This is a genomic window from Gramella jeungdoensis, assembly GCF_023805255.1.
Lineage (GTDB): Bacteria > Bacteroidota > Bacteroidia > Flavobacteriales > Flavobacteriaceae > Christiangramia > Christiangramia jeungdoensis.
Window position 1 is genome coordinate 290,039 of record NZ_JAMSCK010000002.1, and the last position, 16,593, is coordinate 306,631.

The 16,593-nt window shown below is 40.7% G+C and carries 15 protein-coding genes; 9 read left to right on the top strand and 6 right to left on the bottom strand.

Going from position 1 to position 16,593, the window contains the following annotated elements; genetic code table 11:
• Window positions 1-64 precede the first annotated feature (64 nt).
• From NE848_RS05525 to clpX, 6 genes are all read left to right on the top strand, one after another.
• A complete protein-coding gene (locus tag NE848_RS05525; protein WP_252111265.1) occupies window positions 65-1,315 on the top strand; it encodes an OmpP1/FadL family transporter in 1,251 nt (416 codons plus the stop codon).
• An 8-nt stretch (window positions 1,316-1,323) separates the two neighbouring features.
• The gene (locus NE848_RS05530; protein WP_252111267.1) at window positions 1,324-2,880 is read left to right on the top strand and encodes an SGNH/GDSL hydrolase family protein; all 1,557 of its coding nucleotides are present in this window, start codon (window positions 1,324-1,326) and stop codon (window positions 2,878-2,880) included.
• Window positions 2,881-2,970: 90 nt separating this feature from the next.
• Window positions 2,971-3,312 (top strand): phage holin family protein, encoded by a 342-nt coding sequence (locus NE848_RS05535; protein WP_252111269.1) that lies wholly within the window; start codon window positions 2,971-2,973, stop codon window positions 3,310-3,312.
• An 86-nt stretch (window positions 3,313-3,398) separates the two neighbouring features.
• On the top strand, window positions 3,399-4,721 hold the full coding sequence (tig, locus tag NE848_RS05540) for a trigger factor (protein ID WP_252111271.1): 1,323 nt from the start codon (window positions 3,399-3,401) through the stop codon (window positions 4,719-4,721).
• A 107-nt stretch (window positions 4,722-4,828) separates the two neighbouring features.
• Window positions 4,829-5,506 (top strand): ATP-dependent Clp endopeptidase proteolytic subunit ClpP, encoded by a 678-nt coding sequence (gene clpP / locus NE848_RS05545; RefSeq protein ID WP_252111274.1) that lies wholly within the window; start codon window positions 4,829-4,831, stop codon window positions 5,504-5,506.
• Between the two features lie 51 nt (window positions 5,507-5,557).
• The gene (clpX, locus tag NE848_RS05550; RefSeq protein WP_252111276.1) at window positions 5,558-6,790 is read left to right on the top strand and encodes an ATP-dependent Clp protease ATP-binding subunit ClpX; all 1,233 of its coding nucleotides are present in this window, start codon (window positions 5,558-5,560) and stop codon (window positions 6,788-6,790) included.
• A gap of 205 nt (window positions 6,791-6,995) precedes the next feature.
• Here the strand turns inward: clpX and NE848_RS05555 are convergent, their stop codons facing one another.
• From NE848_RS05555 to NE848_RS05575, 5 genes are read right to left on the bottom strand one after another with little or no spacing between them, the layout of a single operon-like run.
• Window positions 6,996-7,805, bottom strand: a complete 810-nt coding sequence (locus tag NE848_RS05555) for a TPM domain-containing protein (protein WP_252111278.1) — start codon at window positions 7,803-7,805, stop codon at window positions 6,996-6,998.
• Window positions 7,774-8,220 carry a TPM domain-containing protein gene (locus tag NE848_RS05560; protein WP_252111280.1) on the bottom strand — a complete coding sequence of 149 codons (447 nt, stop codon included), beginning with the start codon at window positions 8,218-8,220 and terminating at the stop codon, window positions 7,774-7,776. The genes NE848_RS05555 and NE848_RS05560 overlap by 32 nt, the downstream gene beginning before the upstream one ends.
• 4 nt (window positions 8,221-8,224) lie before the next feature.
• Window positions 8,225-8,821, bottom strand: coding sequence for a LemA family protein (locus NE848_RS05565; RefSeq protein WP_252111282.1), 597 nt, complete (start codon window positions 8,819-8,821; stop codon window positions 8,225-8,227).
• Window position 8,822: 1 nt separating this feature from the next.
• Entirely contained in the window at window positions 8,823-9,152 is a 330-nt protein-coding gene (locus tag NE848_RS05570; protein ID WP_252111284.1) for a MerR family transcriptional regulator, read from the bottom strand.
• A complete protein-coding gene (locus NE848_RS05575) occupies window positions 9,152-10,129 on the bottom strand; it encodes a M23 family metallopeptidase (RefSeq protein ID WP_252111286.1) in 978 nt (325 codons plus the stop codon). The genes NE848_RS05570 and NE848_RS05575 overlap by 1 nt, the downstream gene beginning before the upstream one ends.
• A 131-nt stretch (window positions 10,130-10,260) precedes the next feature.
• Here NE848_RS05575 and alaS point away from each other — a divergent pair, with 131 nt between their 5' ends.
• From alaS to NE848_RS05590, 3 genes are all read left to right on the top strand, one after another.
• A complete protein-coding gene (gene alaS / locus NE848_RS05580; protein ID WP_252111288.1) occupies window positions 10,261-12,876 on the top strand; it encodes an alanine--tRNA ligase in 2,616 nt (871 codons plus the stop codon).
• A gap of 45 nt (window positions 12,877-12,921) precedes the next feature.
• Window positions 12,922-13,872: a GSCFA domain-containing protein gene (locus tag NE848_RS05585; protein ID WP_252111290.1), complete on the top strand. Its 951-nt coding sequence runs from the start codon at window positions 12,922-12,924 to the stop codon at window positions 13,870-13,872.
• A 321-nt stretch (window positions 13,873-14,193) separates the two neighbouring features.
• Complete coding sequence (locus NE848_RS05590) at window positions 14,194-14,808, top strand: DUF4230 domain-containing protein (protein WP_252111292.1); 615 nt, start codon at window positions 14,194-14,196, stop codon at window positions 14,806-14,808.
• On the opposite strand, the gene NE848_RS05595 is transcribed toward NE848_RS05590, so the two are convergent.
• The gene (locus tag NE848_RS05595; RefSeq protein ID WP_252111294.1) at window positions 14,798-16,561 is read right to left on the bottom strand and encodes an aromatic amino acid hydroxylase; all 1,764 of its coding nucleotides are present in this window, start codon (window positions 16,559-16,561) and stop codon (window positions 14,798-14,800) included. The two genes, NE848_RS05590 and NE848_RS05595, sit on opposite strands and share 11 nt — an antisense overlap.
• Between the last annotated feature and the right edge of the window lie 32 nt (window positions 16,562-16,593).

A 16,593-nucleotide genomic window follows, 5' to 3' on the forward strand; every position in this document is an offset into this window, starting at 1 on the left:
TCTATTTTATGCTATTTTTGGCGCAATTATTTTAAGACTTATAAAATATAATCCTATTTAAATTATGAAAAGACTATTTTTACTTGGCCTTTTTGTTATGGCTACGGCCATTACTTATGCCGGTGGTTACAGGGTGAGTTTGCAGGGGCAACGCTCGCTCGCTATGGGACATACCGGAGTTGCGATGGTGGATAATGCTGAACTGGCCTTTTTTAACCCTGCTGGACTTGTGTTTCTGGAAGATAAGATCAATGCTGCGGTTGGGGTGAGTGCGGTATTCTCTGATGTTGTATGGCAAAATGAAGAGTACGGTCAGATGGCAAGGACCGATAGTCCTGTAGGAACTCCATTTTACGCCTATTTTTCTTATAAATTAAGCGATAAGTTTAGTGTAGGCCTTGCTGCTTATACTCCATATGGTAGTTCGGTTGCCTGGGAAAAAGACTGGCCTGGATCTCATCTGGTGAATGATATTGAACTTGCTGCAATCTATATTCAGGCTCTTGGTTCTTATAAAATAAACGATAACCTCTCAGTGGGTGGTGGTCCTATTTATGTGAATGGGTCTGTTAATTTCAATAGAAACCTTAATAGAAGCCTTACCGATCTTGAGGGTAACAGAAGTAATGTTACGATAGATGCTTCCGGAGTTAGTGCCTGGGGGTGGTCTGCAGGTGCTATGTGGAGTCCTGTAGATAGCTTGCGAATTGGTGTGAATTACCGTTCTGAGATCATTATGGACGCTGAAAATGGAGATGCAGATTTCGAGAATATTCCAAATTCACCATTAACACCTTTTGAAGATACTACCTTTAATGCTGAATTACCGCTTCCGGCTGAATTGACCGTGGGTGTTTCGTATCAGATGAACGATCAGTGGACCTTTGCTTTTGATTATAACCGAACTTTCTGGGATGTTTATGAGTCACTTGATGTTGATTTTGCGAATCCAAATATTCCTGATTCTAGAAACCCAAGAAACTATGAGGATGCTTCGATCTATAGATTTGGTCTGCAGTATATCGCAAATGAGACCTTTACATTGAGAGCCGGATATTATTTTGATGAGTCACCTGTACAATCGGGATATTTTGCTCCGGAAACTCCAAGGAACGATTCCAATAACTTTACTGGAGGTCTTTCTATAAACGTAACCGATAAGGTGGCAATAGATGCTTCTTTCCTTTATAGCCGTTTTGAAGAGATAGATGAATCTTACGATTATTATCAGGAAAATGGAGAGAATGTGCCTTTTGAAGGTACTTATAAATCTAGTGCCTTTGTTCCTGGACTTGGTGTAACAATTAAAATTTAATCAGAGAAATGAAAAACTATTTTAAATATATAGCAATTCTTGCTTTGGGAATTGTGTCCTGTGAGCCTGAATTAGAGAATTCTATTGAAGATGAAGGTTTCTACAGTAATGGACAAGCCGACTTTTCTAACTATGTAGCCCTCGGAAATTCACTTACTGCCGGTTATGCCGATGGTGCACTTTATATTAGCGGGCAGGAAAATTCATATCCGAATATTCTTGCTAAAAAATTCGCCCAGACTCAGGAGACCAGTGGTTTTACTCAGCCTCTGATGAATGATAATGTTGGAGGACTTTTGCTGGGAGGTAACAAGATCGCTGAACCTCGATTTGTTCTTTCTGTGGGCGCTAATGGACCAAGACCAGGAAGGCTGAATGCAACACCAACCACCGAGGTTGGCAATAAGCTTGAAGGGCCATTCAATAATATGGGTGTTCCCGGAGCTAAAACTTATCATTTACTGGCACCTGGTTATGGAAATGTACAGGGCGTGGCCTCAGGAATGGCCAATCCTTATTACGCAAGATTTGCGACTTCCGATAATGCTACCGTTCTTGCTGATGCAATGACGCTGAACCCTACATTCTTTAGCCTTTGGATAGGTAATAATGATGTATTGGGATACGCTACTTCTGGAGGAACAGGAACTTTCCAGATCAATAATACCGATGTGGCTACTTATGGAGCTAATGATATTACAGATCCAAATGCATTTGCGTTTGTATACAGCCAGATCGTAGAGGAACTTACTGCTAATGCCGAGGGGGTTCTTCTTAATATTCCTAATGTTACGAATATCCCTTACTTTAATACTATTCCTAATAATGCACTTGCACTGGATGCTGCAACAGCAGCGAATCTAACAGGATTTTTTCAGGCTGTGGCAGGTGTGATGACGCAGGTGCTGATGCAACAGGGTGCCTCGGCTGAGCAGGCGCAGGCTATAGCTTCTCAGTATGCAATTCAGTTCAATGAGGGGGCAAATAGATTTCTTATCGATGTGCCGGTGAGCCAGACCAATCCTCTTGGCTTTAGGCAAATGACCGAAGAGGAGTTATTGTTGTTAACAATAGATCAGTCAGCCCTGGCTCAGGGTTATGGTTCTGTGGTGCTTACCCAGGGTGTAATGGAGGTTCTTGCCGTTTTACAGGCTGGAGGGCAGCCAACCCAGCAACAGGTACAAACACTTTTTGGAGCTGTTAGCGGAATAGACGATAAAGATGTTCTTGATAGTGAAGAAATTCAAAATATTGAAACAGCTACTCAGGCATATAATGGTGCGATTGCCGGGATAGCTCAGAATTTTGATCTTGCCATGGTTGATGTGAATGAAATATTCCGTCAGGCACTTGAAGGTGGGATAGAATTTGATGGTGGGCTTATTACTGCCGAGTTCGTTACAGGTGGAGCCTTTTCACTTGACGGTATTCATTTAACTCCAAGAGGAAATGCCGTTATAGCAAACGCAATCATTACCGCAATTAATGCTAAATACGGAGCTGAGGTGCCTAAAGCCAATCTCGGTGAGTATGGCACTGTTACTCTTGAGCAGAACGTGCAGTAGTATTAAAATTGACATAAATTTTGAAAAGGCCGGGATTTTCCCGGCCTTTTTTTTGCAATTTTACGATACCAACCAATTTTTTTGATAATTATGAATTTTATACTTCGACTTTTGCTTACCGCACTTGCTGTTGTAATTCTGGCCAAACTATTGCCGGGGGTAAGTGTTGATAGTTACTGGACAGCCATAATTGTGGCCATAGTGCTTGCTCTTCTGAACCTCATAGTTAAACCTATACTGGTACTGTTAACTTTACCCGTCACCATTCTTACTTTAGGGCTTTTCCTTCTGGTTATCAACGCTATCATAATTTTTATAGCTGATGGTTTTGTAAGTGGTTTTGATGTGGATGGCTGGCTTATTGCCATAATTTTTAGCTTGTTGCTGTCACTTGTACAGTCTTTGCTTTTCTCAATTCTTAAATCAGATTAGATTTAACTGAATTTCAACAAATTGAAACTTTGCAGGCTTTTGAAAAAAATGTAATTTTGCACTCCAATTTTTTATAACAGATCAAAATGAATATTACCAGAGAGAATATTGATGAATTAAATGCGGTAGTGAAAGTTGATATCGCGAAAGAAGATTATGCCGGTAAAGTAGATAAGATTTTAAAAGATTACCGTAAGAATGCCAATATTCCCGGTTTCAGAAAAGGTCATGTACCTATGGGAATGGTCAAAAAACAATATGGGAAGGCCGTATTGGTAGACGAGGTGAACAAATTGCTTCAGGATAGCCTTAATAAGTACTTAACCGAAGAAAAACTCGATGTTCTTGGTAATCCTATTCCAAAGGAACAGGAGAATTTTGACTGGGATAATGATAATTACACCTTTGAATTTGAATTAGGACTTGCTCCCGATTTTGAAGTGAATCTTGATCTTGATAAGCCTGTTACTAAATATAACATCGTTGCCGATGAGAAGATGGTGAACGATCAGATTGAGAATATTCAAAAGCAATACGGAAAGCTGAAAAGTAAGGATGTTGCCGAAGAAGGTGATTCTGTTACCGGAACTTTCAAGAATGAAGAGGAAGGGATCGAAAATGAATCGACCATTGAACTTGAGAACATCAAGGGAAAGCGTAACCTCAATAAATTTGTAGGCGCTAAACCAGGTGATACCATTACTTTAAAAACCAAAAATCTTTTTGAAGATGATCACGCATTGATCAATCACCTTAAGATAGATCACGATAAGGCTCACGATCTTGATATAGAAGTGGAATTCACCATTTCAGAGATCAACGAAAGAGAACTTGCAGATCTGGACCAGGAATTATTCGATAAACTTTTCGGAAAAGATAAGGTGAAGTCTGTGACCGAACTTAAGGAAAAGATCAAGGAAGATGCTGCAAAGCAATTTCAGCAGCAAAGCGATCAGCAGTTGATGAATGATATCACCGAAGCGCTGATTGAAGCTACAGATTTTGAATTGCCAAAAGAATTTCTTCAGAAATGGATCCAGACCGTTGGTGAAAAACCACTTACTGAAGAAGAGGCTAAAGAAGAATACGAGAAGAGCGAAAAAGGTCTTCGTTACCAGTTGATCGAAGGTAAGGTTGTTAACGATAATAATCTTAATGTGGATTTTGAGGATCTTAAAGCATTCACAACCGATAAGATCAAACAGCAGATGGCTCAGTTTGGTCAGACCGAGCCTTCTCAAAAGGAGCTTGATGATATCGCTGCCAGAATACTTTCAAATCAGGACGAGGTGAAGCGACTTTCTGAACAATTGATGAATGAAAAACTTCTGGACTTCTATAAGGAGAACATGAAGTTTGATGAAAAAGAAGTTACTTACGAAGAATTTGTGAAAGCTATTTATAAGTAAGCCTTTTTACGATATATTACCTATCTTTAAGGCGTTAACTCAATCGGGGTAACGCCTTTTTTTGGCTTATCCCGTATTATAATTAAGAAAAAAACATTAAAAAATTGATGGACTACGGAAAGGAATTTCGAAAGTATGCTGTCTCAGATCATAACATAAACAGCAATTATTACGATAAGATTATAAGTAGCATGGTGCCTGTAGGCATGACCCCAAATATCATTGAAGAACGCCAGATGAATGCGGTAGCAATGGATGTATTTTCAAGGCTGATGATGGACAGGATCATTTTCCTGGGAACGGGGATCAATGAACAGGTGGCTAATATTGTTCAGGCACAATTGTTATTTTTGGAAAGTACCGATGCTTCAAAGGATATCCAGATCTACATAAATTCACCTGGCGGTAGCGTTTATGCAGGTCTTGGGATTTACGATACCATGCAGTTCATAAAGCCTGATGTTGCTACTATCTGTACCGGTATGGCAGCTTCTATGGGAGCGGTTCTGCTTTGTGCCGGGGAAAATGGCAAAAGAAGCGGCTTGCCCCACTGCAGGGTGATGATTCATCAGCCTATGGGAGGAGCTCAGGGCCAGGCGAGTGATATAGAAATTACAGCCAGAGAAATTTTAACATTAAAAGAAGAGCTGTATAAGATCATCGCAAAACATACCGGCCAAACCTATGAAAAGGTGCATGAAGACAGTGATCGTGATTACTGGATGAAGGCTGAAAAAGCGAAAGAGTATGGTATGATCGATGAAATATTAAAGAGAGAAGGATAAAATTGTAAATTACTTTTTTTACATTAAGAGTAATTAGAGAAAAATTAGACAATGGCGAAAGAAGATTTAGAATGTTCCTTTTGTGGAAGAAAGAAGCCTGAAACCAATCTCCTTATTGCAGGGCTTGATGCTCATATCTGCGATAGATGTATAGAGCAGGCTCATGGCATTGTAGTAGAGGAATCAAGGCAGGGAGAGGCAAGAGAGCTTTCTTCAGATTTGATGCTGAGTAAGCCTAAATCTATAAAGTCTTTTCTTGATGAGTATATTATAGGACAGGAGGAAACCAAGAAGGTGATGTCAGTCGCGGTATATAATCATTACAAGAGACTGCTTCAGCCCGAAAGTGAAGATGATGTAGAGATTCAGAAAAGTAATATAGTGATGGTAGGGGAGACCGGAACCGGTAAGACCCTGATGGCCAGAACTATTGCTAAAATGCTGAATGTCCCTCTTGCCATCGTGGATGCTACGGTGCTTACCGAGGCTGGTTACGTGGGAGAGGATGTTGAAGGAATCCTTACCAGATTGCTTCAGGCAGCCGACTATAACACTGAAAAAGCTCAGCGCGGAATCGTTTTTATCGATGAGATAGATAAGATTGCCCGTAAAAGTGATAACCCATCCATTACACGTGATGTTTCGGGGGAAGGTGTTCAGCAGGCATTGTTGAAACTTCTTGAAGGTACTACGGTGAACGTTCCGCCTAAAGGTGGGCGTAAGCATCCCGATCAGAAATTCATTGAAGTGAATACAGAAAATATTTTGTTTATAGCCGGAGGTGCTTTTGATGGAATTGAAAGAATCATAAGTAAAAGGCTTAATATGCAGGCGGTAGGGTTTAGCGCTTCAAAAAGTGAGGATTCTATCGAACGTACCAATCTTCTGAAGTATATCATCCCTAAAGATCTTAAGGAATTTGGACTTATACCTGAGATCATTGGTAGATTGCCGGCTCTTACTTATATGAATCCATTGGATAGAGATACTTTAAGAGCCATTCTTACAGAGCCTAAAAATGCTATTATCAAACAGTACAAAAAACTCTTCGAGATGGACGATATCGAATTTGATATCACCGAAGAGGCTCTTGATTATATAGTTGACAAGGCGGTTGAATATAAACTAGGTGCCCGTGGATTGCGTTCTCTTTGTGAAGCTATCCTTACCGATGCCATGTTTGAATTGCCGGAAAGCGAGGAAGACGATTTTACCGTTACCCGCGAATATGCTGAAGACAAACTGAATAAATCGACTATGAGCAAGCTAAAGGCAGTATCATAAAAGCTTTAAGTCGTTATTGAAATAATTATAAAAAAATGTCCTCAAAATTTGAGGACATTTTTTTTATGTAACTTCCTAAAGTCTAAAGTCTAAAGTCTAAAGTCTAAAGTCTAAAGTCTAAAGTCTAAAAAATAGCCTTCGACTAGGCTCAGGCTGACAGAAAATGCTTAATTGTCCATTTTTAATCATCAATTGTTAATTGATTCTACCAGCTTCCTCCGGCGCCTCCGCCGCCAAATCCGCCGCCGCCGAAGCCTCCTCCAAAGCCTCCGCCGCCACCGAATCCGCCTCCGGAACTTCCGCCGCCAAAGCTGCCACGACCCAATGAACTCAGTATAATCGCATCCCAAAGTACGCTGCGTCCACGATCTCTTCCGCCACGACCACCACCTCTTTTGTTGAACATCGAGATAATGATCACAATAAAGATTATAAAGACTATGATAGAGCGTAACGGAAGGCCGCCACTTCCGGATTTTCTTCCGGGAGCACCTTCAAAGGTTCCGTTTAGAACTTTGAAAATGGCTGTGGTTCCCTTGTTCAGTCCTGCATAAATGTCACCATTCCTGAATTCTGGTAATATGATAAGCTCAATGATTTCCTTGGTTTTGGCGTCGGTCATATATTCTTCAAGCCCATAACCGGTAGTGATCCATATCTTTCTTTCTTTTTTAGCGACAAGGATCAATAATCCATTGTCTTTTTCACTCTGACCGATACCCCATTCGTGGGCCCAGTGGGCTGCATAGGTTCCTTCATACTCACCTTCCAGAGACTCGATAGTCACCACCACGATTTGGGTAGAAGTGGTATCGGCATAGTTGATGAGCTTTTGCTCCAGTCTTTTTTCATCAGAAGAAGACAGCATCTGTGCTTCATCATAAACGCTGGTCTGTTCTGAAGGTTTTTTCGGAATATCGCGCTGTGCCAGGGCGGTAAATCCGGTAAGAAGTGTTAAAAAGAGAATAAATCGTTTGATAAGCTTATGCTTTTGAAATTTGATCAGATAACTCATTGGTGTCGTCCTCGTCCCATGGAAAATGCTTTTGGAGTTGTTCGCCTGCTTTAAGTACTCCTTCAACCAGGCCTTCCTTAAAATGTCCTTTTTTGAAATGGGATACAATAAGATCTTTGGTGCTTTCCCAGAAATCATCGGGAACTACCTCATTGATCCCTTTATCCCCGTAGATTACAAAATTTCGATCCTCTACAGCCACATAAATAAGTACGCCATTGTCCTGCTTGGTATTGTCCATTTTCAGCATATGGAAAACTTCCATAGCTCTCTCAAAGATATCCTTGCCCTCGGCGCTTCGTTCCAGATGCACACGGATTTCACCCGAAGTCTTCAACTCGGCTTTACGTATAGCTTCTACTATTTCGCTCTCTTCCTTTTTAGATAGAAAACCCTGGTCTGCTTCTTTAGCCATTTTTTTAAAAATCGAATTCTACATCGGGGGCTTCTTCGGCTCCTGCATCGGCCTGGAAACGTTCCATTCGTTCAAAACCGAACATTCCTGCAAAAATATTGTTCGGGAAAACCCTAATATAGGTGTTGTAATCGGTCACTGCTTCATTAAAGCGATCCCGTGCAACATTTATCCTGTTTTCGGTTCCTTCCAGCTGTGATTGTAATTGCAAAAAGTTCTGATTCGCTTTCAGTTCAGGGTATCTCTCCACAGTTACAAGCAACCTCGAAAGCGCCGAGGTTACTCCCTGCTGAGCCTGCTGGAATTGCTGAATCTGGGCAGCACTCAAATTATCGGCATCAACATTTACTGAAGTAGCTTTAGCCCTGGCTTCCATGACATCGGTAAGGGTTCCTCGTTCAAAATCGGCAGCACCTTCAACCGTCTTTACAAGATTGCCAATAAGATCGTTTCTTCTTTGATAAGAACTTTCAACATTAGACCAGGCTAATTTTGCGTTCTCTTCTTTGGCTACAGCAGTATTATTGAAGCCGGCCGTGAATTTCCATATCACAACCACGCCTATTACGATAATTATTAATGGGATTAACCACTTTTTCATGTTACAATTGATTTTTAAGGTTGATCAGTTCTGCTTTTATAGTCTTCAACTTACGAATTATTTCAAAGTTGCTTAGTGTTTTTTGTTTTTCTTCCTTAAGGTGGATTTTGGCCCCTTCCAGGGTAAATCCCCTTTCTTTTACCAGGTGGTAAATCAATTCCAGGTTTCTGATGTCTTCCGGGGTGAATTTCCTGTTTCCTTTAGCATTTTTTTTCGGCTTGATTACATCGAATTCTTTTTCCCAGAACCTGATTAGTGAAGCATTCACCTTAAAGGCTCCCGCAACTTCGCCTATGCTGTAGTAACGTTTTTCAGGAAGGTTGATGTGCATTAATCAAGCGATTGGTTTTCTCGTTGAGCTCTCTCGAGTACTTTGCCAAATTCTTCAGGAGAAAGGTTTCCGTAATAGAAGTTTATAGGGTTGATTCTTTTATCATCCTTGAAGATCTCATAATGAAGATGGGGGGCTTCAGATCGTCCTGTGCTTCCCACAAATCCAATTACATCTCCTCTTTTTACTCTCTGGCCTCTGCGCACATTGTATTTGTATAAATGTGCATATAGACTGGTATAGCCATAACCATGATCTATTCTAATGTGGTTCCCGTACCCGGTAGATCGGCTGTCGGCTCTTATAACTCTTCCATCTCCGGTAGCATAAATCGGAGTTCCCCGGGGAGCTGTGAAGTCCATCCCGTAATGAAACTTTTTTACTTTAGTAAACGGATCGGTTCGCCAACCGTATCCCGAAGCAATTCTGCTAAGATCCTCATTGTTCACTGGTTGTATAGCGGGAATTGCTGAAAGTAATTCTCCTTTTTCCCTGGCGAGTTGTGCAACTTCATCCAGGGATTTTGACTGGACTACTAGACGTTTCGTAAGTACGTCCATTCTCTTGGTGGTCTCAATAATGAGCTTGCTGTTGTCAAAACCTTCAAGATCCTTGTAGCGGTTAATCCCGCCGAATCCGGCCTTTCTTTGCTCTTCGGGAATTGGGTTTGCCTCAAAATAAAGGCGGTAGATATTATTGTCACGGTCTTCGATATTGGCCATAACATCCTGGATCTGGTCCATTTTTTTATTGAGCAGGCCATACTGCAATTTCATGTTCTGCAGTTCGCGCTTAAGTGCTTTTTCTTTTGGGGTCTCTATCTCAGGTATATTCAGATAGATCATAAGCAGAATGAATCCACCTAAAAAACAGCCGGTGATACCAAGTAAGATTATACCAAAACGACGGCCTTTCTTTTGCTCGATCTTCTTATATGAAAGGGTATCGCTATCGTAATAATATTTAACCTTCGACATGAGTTAAATTTATGCTATTTTTGCGTCTCGAAACGGCTCAAATACCGTGCAAATTTATACGGTAAACGAACAAATATAGTAATTGTTTTGCCGTCTTCATAATTTAATGAATTTTGCAAGAAAATAACTGAATGAAGTCACAGGATATCCGCAAAGAGTTTCTAGAGTTTTTCAAATCGAAATCCCATACTATAGTTCCATCGGCCCCCATGGTGATCAAAGATGATCCAACGCTGATGTTTACCAATGCCGGGATGAACCAGTTCAAGGAGTATTTTCTGGGGAACTCCACTCCAAAAAGCAGTAGGGTGACCGATACTCAAAAGTGCCTGAGAGTTAGCGGTAAACATAACGATCTTGAGGAGGTGGGGCATGACACCTATCACCATACCATGTTCGAGATGCTTGGAAACTGGAGCTTTGGAGATTACTTTAAGAAAGAAGCTATTAACTGGGCCTGGGAACTGTTGACGGAAGTGTATAAGATATCTCCTGAAAATCTCTATGTGTCAGTATTTGAAGGAAGTGACGACCGCGACAATTTTGGTCTTGATACAGAAGCCCTGGAGCTCTGGAAAGAGATCGTGCCTGAAGAGAGAATCATTTTCGGTAATAAAAAAGATAATTTCTGGGAGATGGGCGATCAGGGGCCATGTGGGCCATGTTCCGAAATTCATATCGATATAAGATCAGAAGAAGAGAAGGCAAAGACGCCAGGGAGAGACCTTGTAAATATGGATCATCCTCAGGTGGTGGAGATCTGGAACCTGGTATTCATGCAGTATAACCGAAAAGCTAACGGAGATCTTGAAGAACTGCCTGCGAAACATATCGATACCGGGATGGGCTTTGAACGTCTATGTATGGTACTTCAGGGAAAGAAATCTAATTACGATACCGATGTCTTTACACCACTTATTTCAGAAATTGAAAAGATAACCGGTTCAGATTATGGCAAGGCTGAAGAGACCGATATTGCCATGAGGGTAATCGCCGACCACGTGAGGGCTGTGGCTTTTTCAATTGCCGATGGACAGCTGCCAAGTAATACCGGGGCAGGTTATGTGATAAGAAGAATCTTAAGAAGGGCCATTAGGTATGGGTTTACTTTTCTCGATACTAAACAGCCTTTCATTTATAAGCTGGTATCTGTATTAAGTAAACAGATGGGACCAGCTTTTCCTGAATTGGAATCACAAGAAAACCTAATGCACAATGTTATCCGCGAAGAGGAAGCTTCTTTCTTAAGAACTCTTGAGCAGGGCCTTGTGCTTTTGGAGAATCTCATGAAGGAGACTGCCGATAAAAAAATATCAGGTGAAAAAGCCTTTGAACTATATGACACTTATGGTTTCCCAATAGATCTCACTGCTCTTATCCTCCGGGAAAATGAATTTGAACTGGATGAGAAAGGTTTTGAAGAGGAGCTTAAAAAACAAAAAGATCGTTCCCGTAAGGCAACTCAGGTAAGTGCCGGGGACTGGACAGAGCTTACCGATGTCGAAGATGAGAGTTTTGTAGGCTATGATCAACTGGAAGCTGATGTGAAAATTGCCAGATATCGTAAGGTGGAATCTAAAAAGAAAGGAGAGATGTACCAGGTGGTGCTTAACCGAACTCCTTTTTATCCTGAAGGTGGTGGTCAGGTTGGAGATAAAGGAATTCTTATGTCTTCTGAAGGCGAAGTGATAGATATAGAGGATACTAAAAAAGAAAATAACCAGATAGTACATTTTGTAAAGAAGCTTCCCCGAAATCCTGAGGCCGATTTTGAAGCCATAGTGAATAAGACCGAAAGGGCGAGTACCGCGTGCAATCATACAGCAACTCATTTGCTTCACCAGGCTCTAAGGAGTATTCTGGGCTCTCATGTAGAACAAAAGGGTTCTATGGTTCAAAGCGATTATCTGCGATTCGACTTTTCACATTTTAGCAAGGTGACTGCAGAGGAGCTTAAGGAAGTGGAGGATTTTGTAAATGCCAGGATCAAAGATCAGATAGAGCTGGATGAAAAAAGAAATATTAGTTACCAGGAAGCTATTGATGAAGGTGCTATTGCCTTGTTTGGTGAGAAGTATGGAGATTCTGTAAGAGCCATTCGTTTTGGTGAATCCATGGAGCTTTGTGGTGGAACCCATGTAGAGAACACTTCAGATATCTGGTATTTCAAGATCACCGGTGAATCGGCCGTTGCTTCAGGAATACGAAGAATTGAGGCTATTACAGGTGAAGCAGCCATGAAATATTTCGAAAAGCAAACCAATATACTGGATGAGATTAAGAGCGCATTAAAGAATCCAAAAGAGCCTTTGAAGGCTATCAATAATATTCAGGAAGAGAATGCTGCACTTAAAAAGCAGGTAGAAAGCTTATTAAAGGATAAGGCTAAGAATTTGAAGTCTGATCTTAAAAATGAGATCAAGCTTGTGGATGGTATAAACTTCCTTTCCAAAAAAGTGGATCTCGATGCCGGGGGTATTAAGGATCTTGCTTTCCAGTTAGGAGATGAAATTGACAATTTGTTTTTATTGTTCGGTACCGAGCAGAACGGAAAGGCCTTGCTTTCCTGCTATATTTCCAAAGATCTGGTTAAAGAAAAGGAACTGAATGCAGGGCAGATCGTGAGAGAGCTTGGAAAATATATCCAGGGAGGAGGTGGAGGCCAGCCATTCTTCGCTACCGCGGGGGGGAAGAATCCTGATGGTCTGAATGAAGCACTTCAAAAAGCTGAAAGTTTTATAAAATAAAAATAAAATCCCGGATTTGTGACCGGGATTTTTTAATTTAAGGATATGGAATTCAGGACTAAAGTTCCCGTGCAGGAGGGGTTTCCCAAGGTGGAGCATGCCAGTGGGGTGTTTCTTATTGGCTCCTGTTTTGTCGAAAATATCGGGGCTAAGCTGGATTGGTTTAAATTTCAAAACATCCAGAATCCTACGGGAATTATTTTCCACCCTTCACCTATAAGAAGATTTTTTCAGCGACTCTCGAGTAATGATGATTACGGCGATAATGATGTGCTCCAGTTTAATGGTGGCTGGCAATCTCTGGAGGCGCATTCCGATATGCGACGGGAAATTAAAGAAGAGTGCCTGCAAGAGCTTAACATATCTTTACAAAGCAGTAGGGAGTTTCTGGCTAAGGCTTCTCATGTGATTATAAGCCTTGGGACTGCCTGGGGATACATTTATGAGGAGAGTGGAGATATTGTGGCTAATTGCCATAAGATCCCTCAAAAGAAATTTAGAAAAGAGCTCTCCTCTGTAGACGAAATAATTAATGATCTGGAGGTGATAAGTCATTCTATTTCACAGGTCACTGAAGATGCAAAGATCATTTTTACTGTTTCTCCGGTAAGACATTTAAAGGATGGGATGGTGGAAAACCAACAAAGCAAAGCTCATCTAATTACAGCCCTACATGAATTTTTGAAGAATAGTAATTCGGCTGTCTACTTTCCGTCCTATGAAATCATGATGGATGAGTTGAGGGATTATCGTTTTTATACTGATGATATGCTGCACCCGAGCAAGGTGGCTGTGAATTATATCTGGAAGCTTTTTTCCTACAACTGGATATCGGAAAAATCACTTGAAATAAATGCTGAAATAGAGAAGATTCAGAAGGCACTTTCTCATCGTTCCCGGGCAGAAAATTCTGTAAGTCATAAGAAATTTCTTACGAAATTACAAGCGAAAATCGAGGAAATTCAAAAAAAACACCCTGAAATAACCTTTCCTTAAGCCTTGCTATTATTGGGATTGTTAAATTTTTAATATAATGGCAACAAATTTTTCATGCTTTATATTAAAATATTCGTATTTTTACCAAGCAGATTTGATGTAAATCTAATTGATTACGAAAGGATGTACACCTCAAATAATCAGCATTTTACAGATAATTTGTTTTCTAAAATTTGTTGGGGTAGATTTTAGAATATACTAAAGGACGGGTGGGGCCGTCCTTTAGTTTTTTATGAACTTCATTTTAACTTTCTTTAGGATTTCATTTCTCCCGCTTCTGTCTCTTTTTTCCTAACTTTTCCTTCTCATAAATCTATGTCTATGAAGAACATTCTACTTGCTGTACTGTTTATTGCCCTGGTTATCCTTGGTTTCATGTACTGGGAAAGCAAAAATGATGAGAAAGAAGGCTTAAAGGAAGATACAGCACTTATCCAGGAACAGATAAGGAACGTAGGAAAGCTTGTAGTGACAGAAGGTAGTTTTTCCCAGGTGTTTACCTACAAGAACTCGAAAAGCTTCTATTTCGATATTCTGTCAGCCCGAAAAAAGGCTCTTATCGTCGTGAATGCTGAAGTGAGTGTGGCTTACGATCTAAGTAAACTTCAGATCGAGGTAGATGAAGAGAACAAGAAAGTGATCATAAAGGATATTCCGAAAGAAGAGATCAGCATCAACCCTAATATAAAATATTATGATGTTACACAGGATTATCTCAACCAGTTTGAAGCTGAAGATTATAATAAGATAAAAGAGCAAATAGAAGAATCTTTGGCTAAAAAGATCGAAAGCTCATCTCTTAAGTCCAATGCTAAAAACAGGCTTGTCAGCGAACTTCAGAAGATTTATATTCTTACAAATAGTATGGGCTGGACCTTGGAATATAATAACCAGCCCATAGAGAATTCGGAAACTCTGGAGGCTATTAAACTGTAGGAGCTGCCAGATTGCTTTCGGTCATCTCAATCCCATCTTCGATAAGATGTTTTACTTCCGGTCTGGATTTCTTAAGTTCCTGCAGGTGAGACTTTACCTCTGACGCTAATTTAGGATCATCTTCAGCAGCCAGCTCATAAATTTCTACCGATAATAACCAGTCTTTTGGATGGTGTTTTTTAACTATATCAAATGCGGCATCCAGTGAGAATTTAGTGTTCTCTCCATTTCTAATATTTCTTACCGACTCATAAAGAGATTCCAGTTCTTCTCTTTCTGGTGTTTTCTTACTCTTTATAGTGGTGGTAGATGGTGTATGAGTAATAAGGTCAAACGAATCATGGTCTGCAGGGCCCGCGAAGGCCGAGATAATTTCTTTCCCGACAGCCATATCATAAGGGCCCCATTCAGGTTTGAAAAGTAATTCATCATTGTAAGTTACCGTACAGTTCTTAAAGCTTATCAGAATTATTTTTCCCTGTAGATTTCTGGTTCCTGTGATGATCTCTCCTTCAACTTTTATTCCTCCCTCAAATTCAAGGCTTACGTTTTCACCTTCATATATCGCATAAGCCCGCAGGTCACGGGGACTCATATCTTCTATTGCCAGGTTGATGCCTTTTAGTTTTCCAACCGGTGAACCAAAACCCTCAGGGTGTGTGGAAACACCATGTCCCACCAGTTCTTTTTCCCGGTAGGCAAGTGCTGTTTTTCCTTTGGTTTGGAAATAGATAGGTTTTCCCTCATGTTCCTTAACATTGTCAAAATTACCGGAGATCTGGATGCCCGTACTCAACTCAATGCTTCCAATGGTTTTAGAATCTATAAGTTTTTGAACACCTTCAAGCCCTCCTTTTCTCAGGGCCATTTTATTGGCGAATTCTTCAAGCACAAGGCTTAAATGTGCAAAGTCTGGGATTACAAAAAGCTGTGGCTGAGGTTTGGTGATATCGAATTCCTGCTTTGCAGCTTCAATAGTATAAGAATATTTTTTTACTTCATCGGTAAGGCAGGATTTGCTTTCCCCAATAGAGGAGAGAAGACCTGCGCCATATATTTTAGGATGCTCCAAAGTTCCGATTAGGCCATATTCAACCGTCCACCAGTGAAGGTTCCTAATCTGAGCCATTTCACTTGGCTTAACTTCAGCATTCTGCAGCTCATCCACTTTTCTTTCAACTTCTTTTATCTTTTCTTTTGGAGTGTCCTCAGCCTCTTTTAGGATCGAAAGTTCTCTAATGGCTTCATAGATTTCATAATCGTGGGAGCTGGAAATCGCTTTACAGCCTATTTCTCCAAAACGTCGCAGGTATTCAGCGTATTCCGGATTTGCAATGATGGGGGCGTGGCCAGCACCTTCATGGATAATATCAGGTGCGGGAGTATATTCTATATGTTCAAGCTGACGGATGTCGCTAGCGATTACAAGTACATTATATGCCTGGAATTCCATAAAGGCGGCCGGGGGAATAAATCCATCTACCGCCACTGCGGCCCATCCAATTTCCTTTAGAATACGATTCATCCCGTACATATTAGGGATGCTGTCTATAGAAATTCCCGTTTGTTTTAAACCTTCCAGATAGGATTCATGGGCAACCTTGCTAAGGTAATCAACATTTTTGCGCATAACATATCGCCAAACCGCCTGATTAATAGGAGTATAATCTTCATAATTCTGCGGTTTGATATATTGCTTCAGATGGGCTGGCAGCCTATCCAGTATCTCATTCGATTGAATATTATCTAACATGATTCGGGTTTACTAAAACGTTTGCGTTAAAA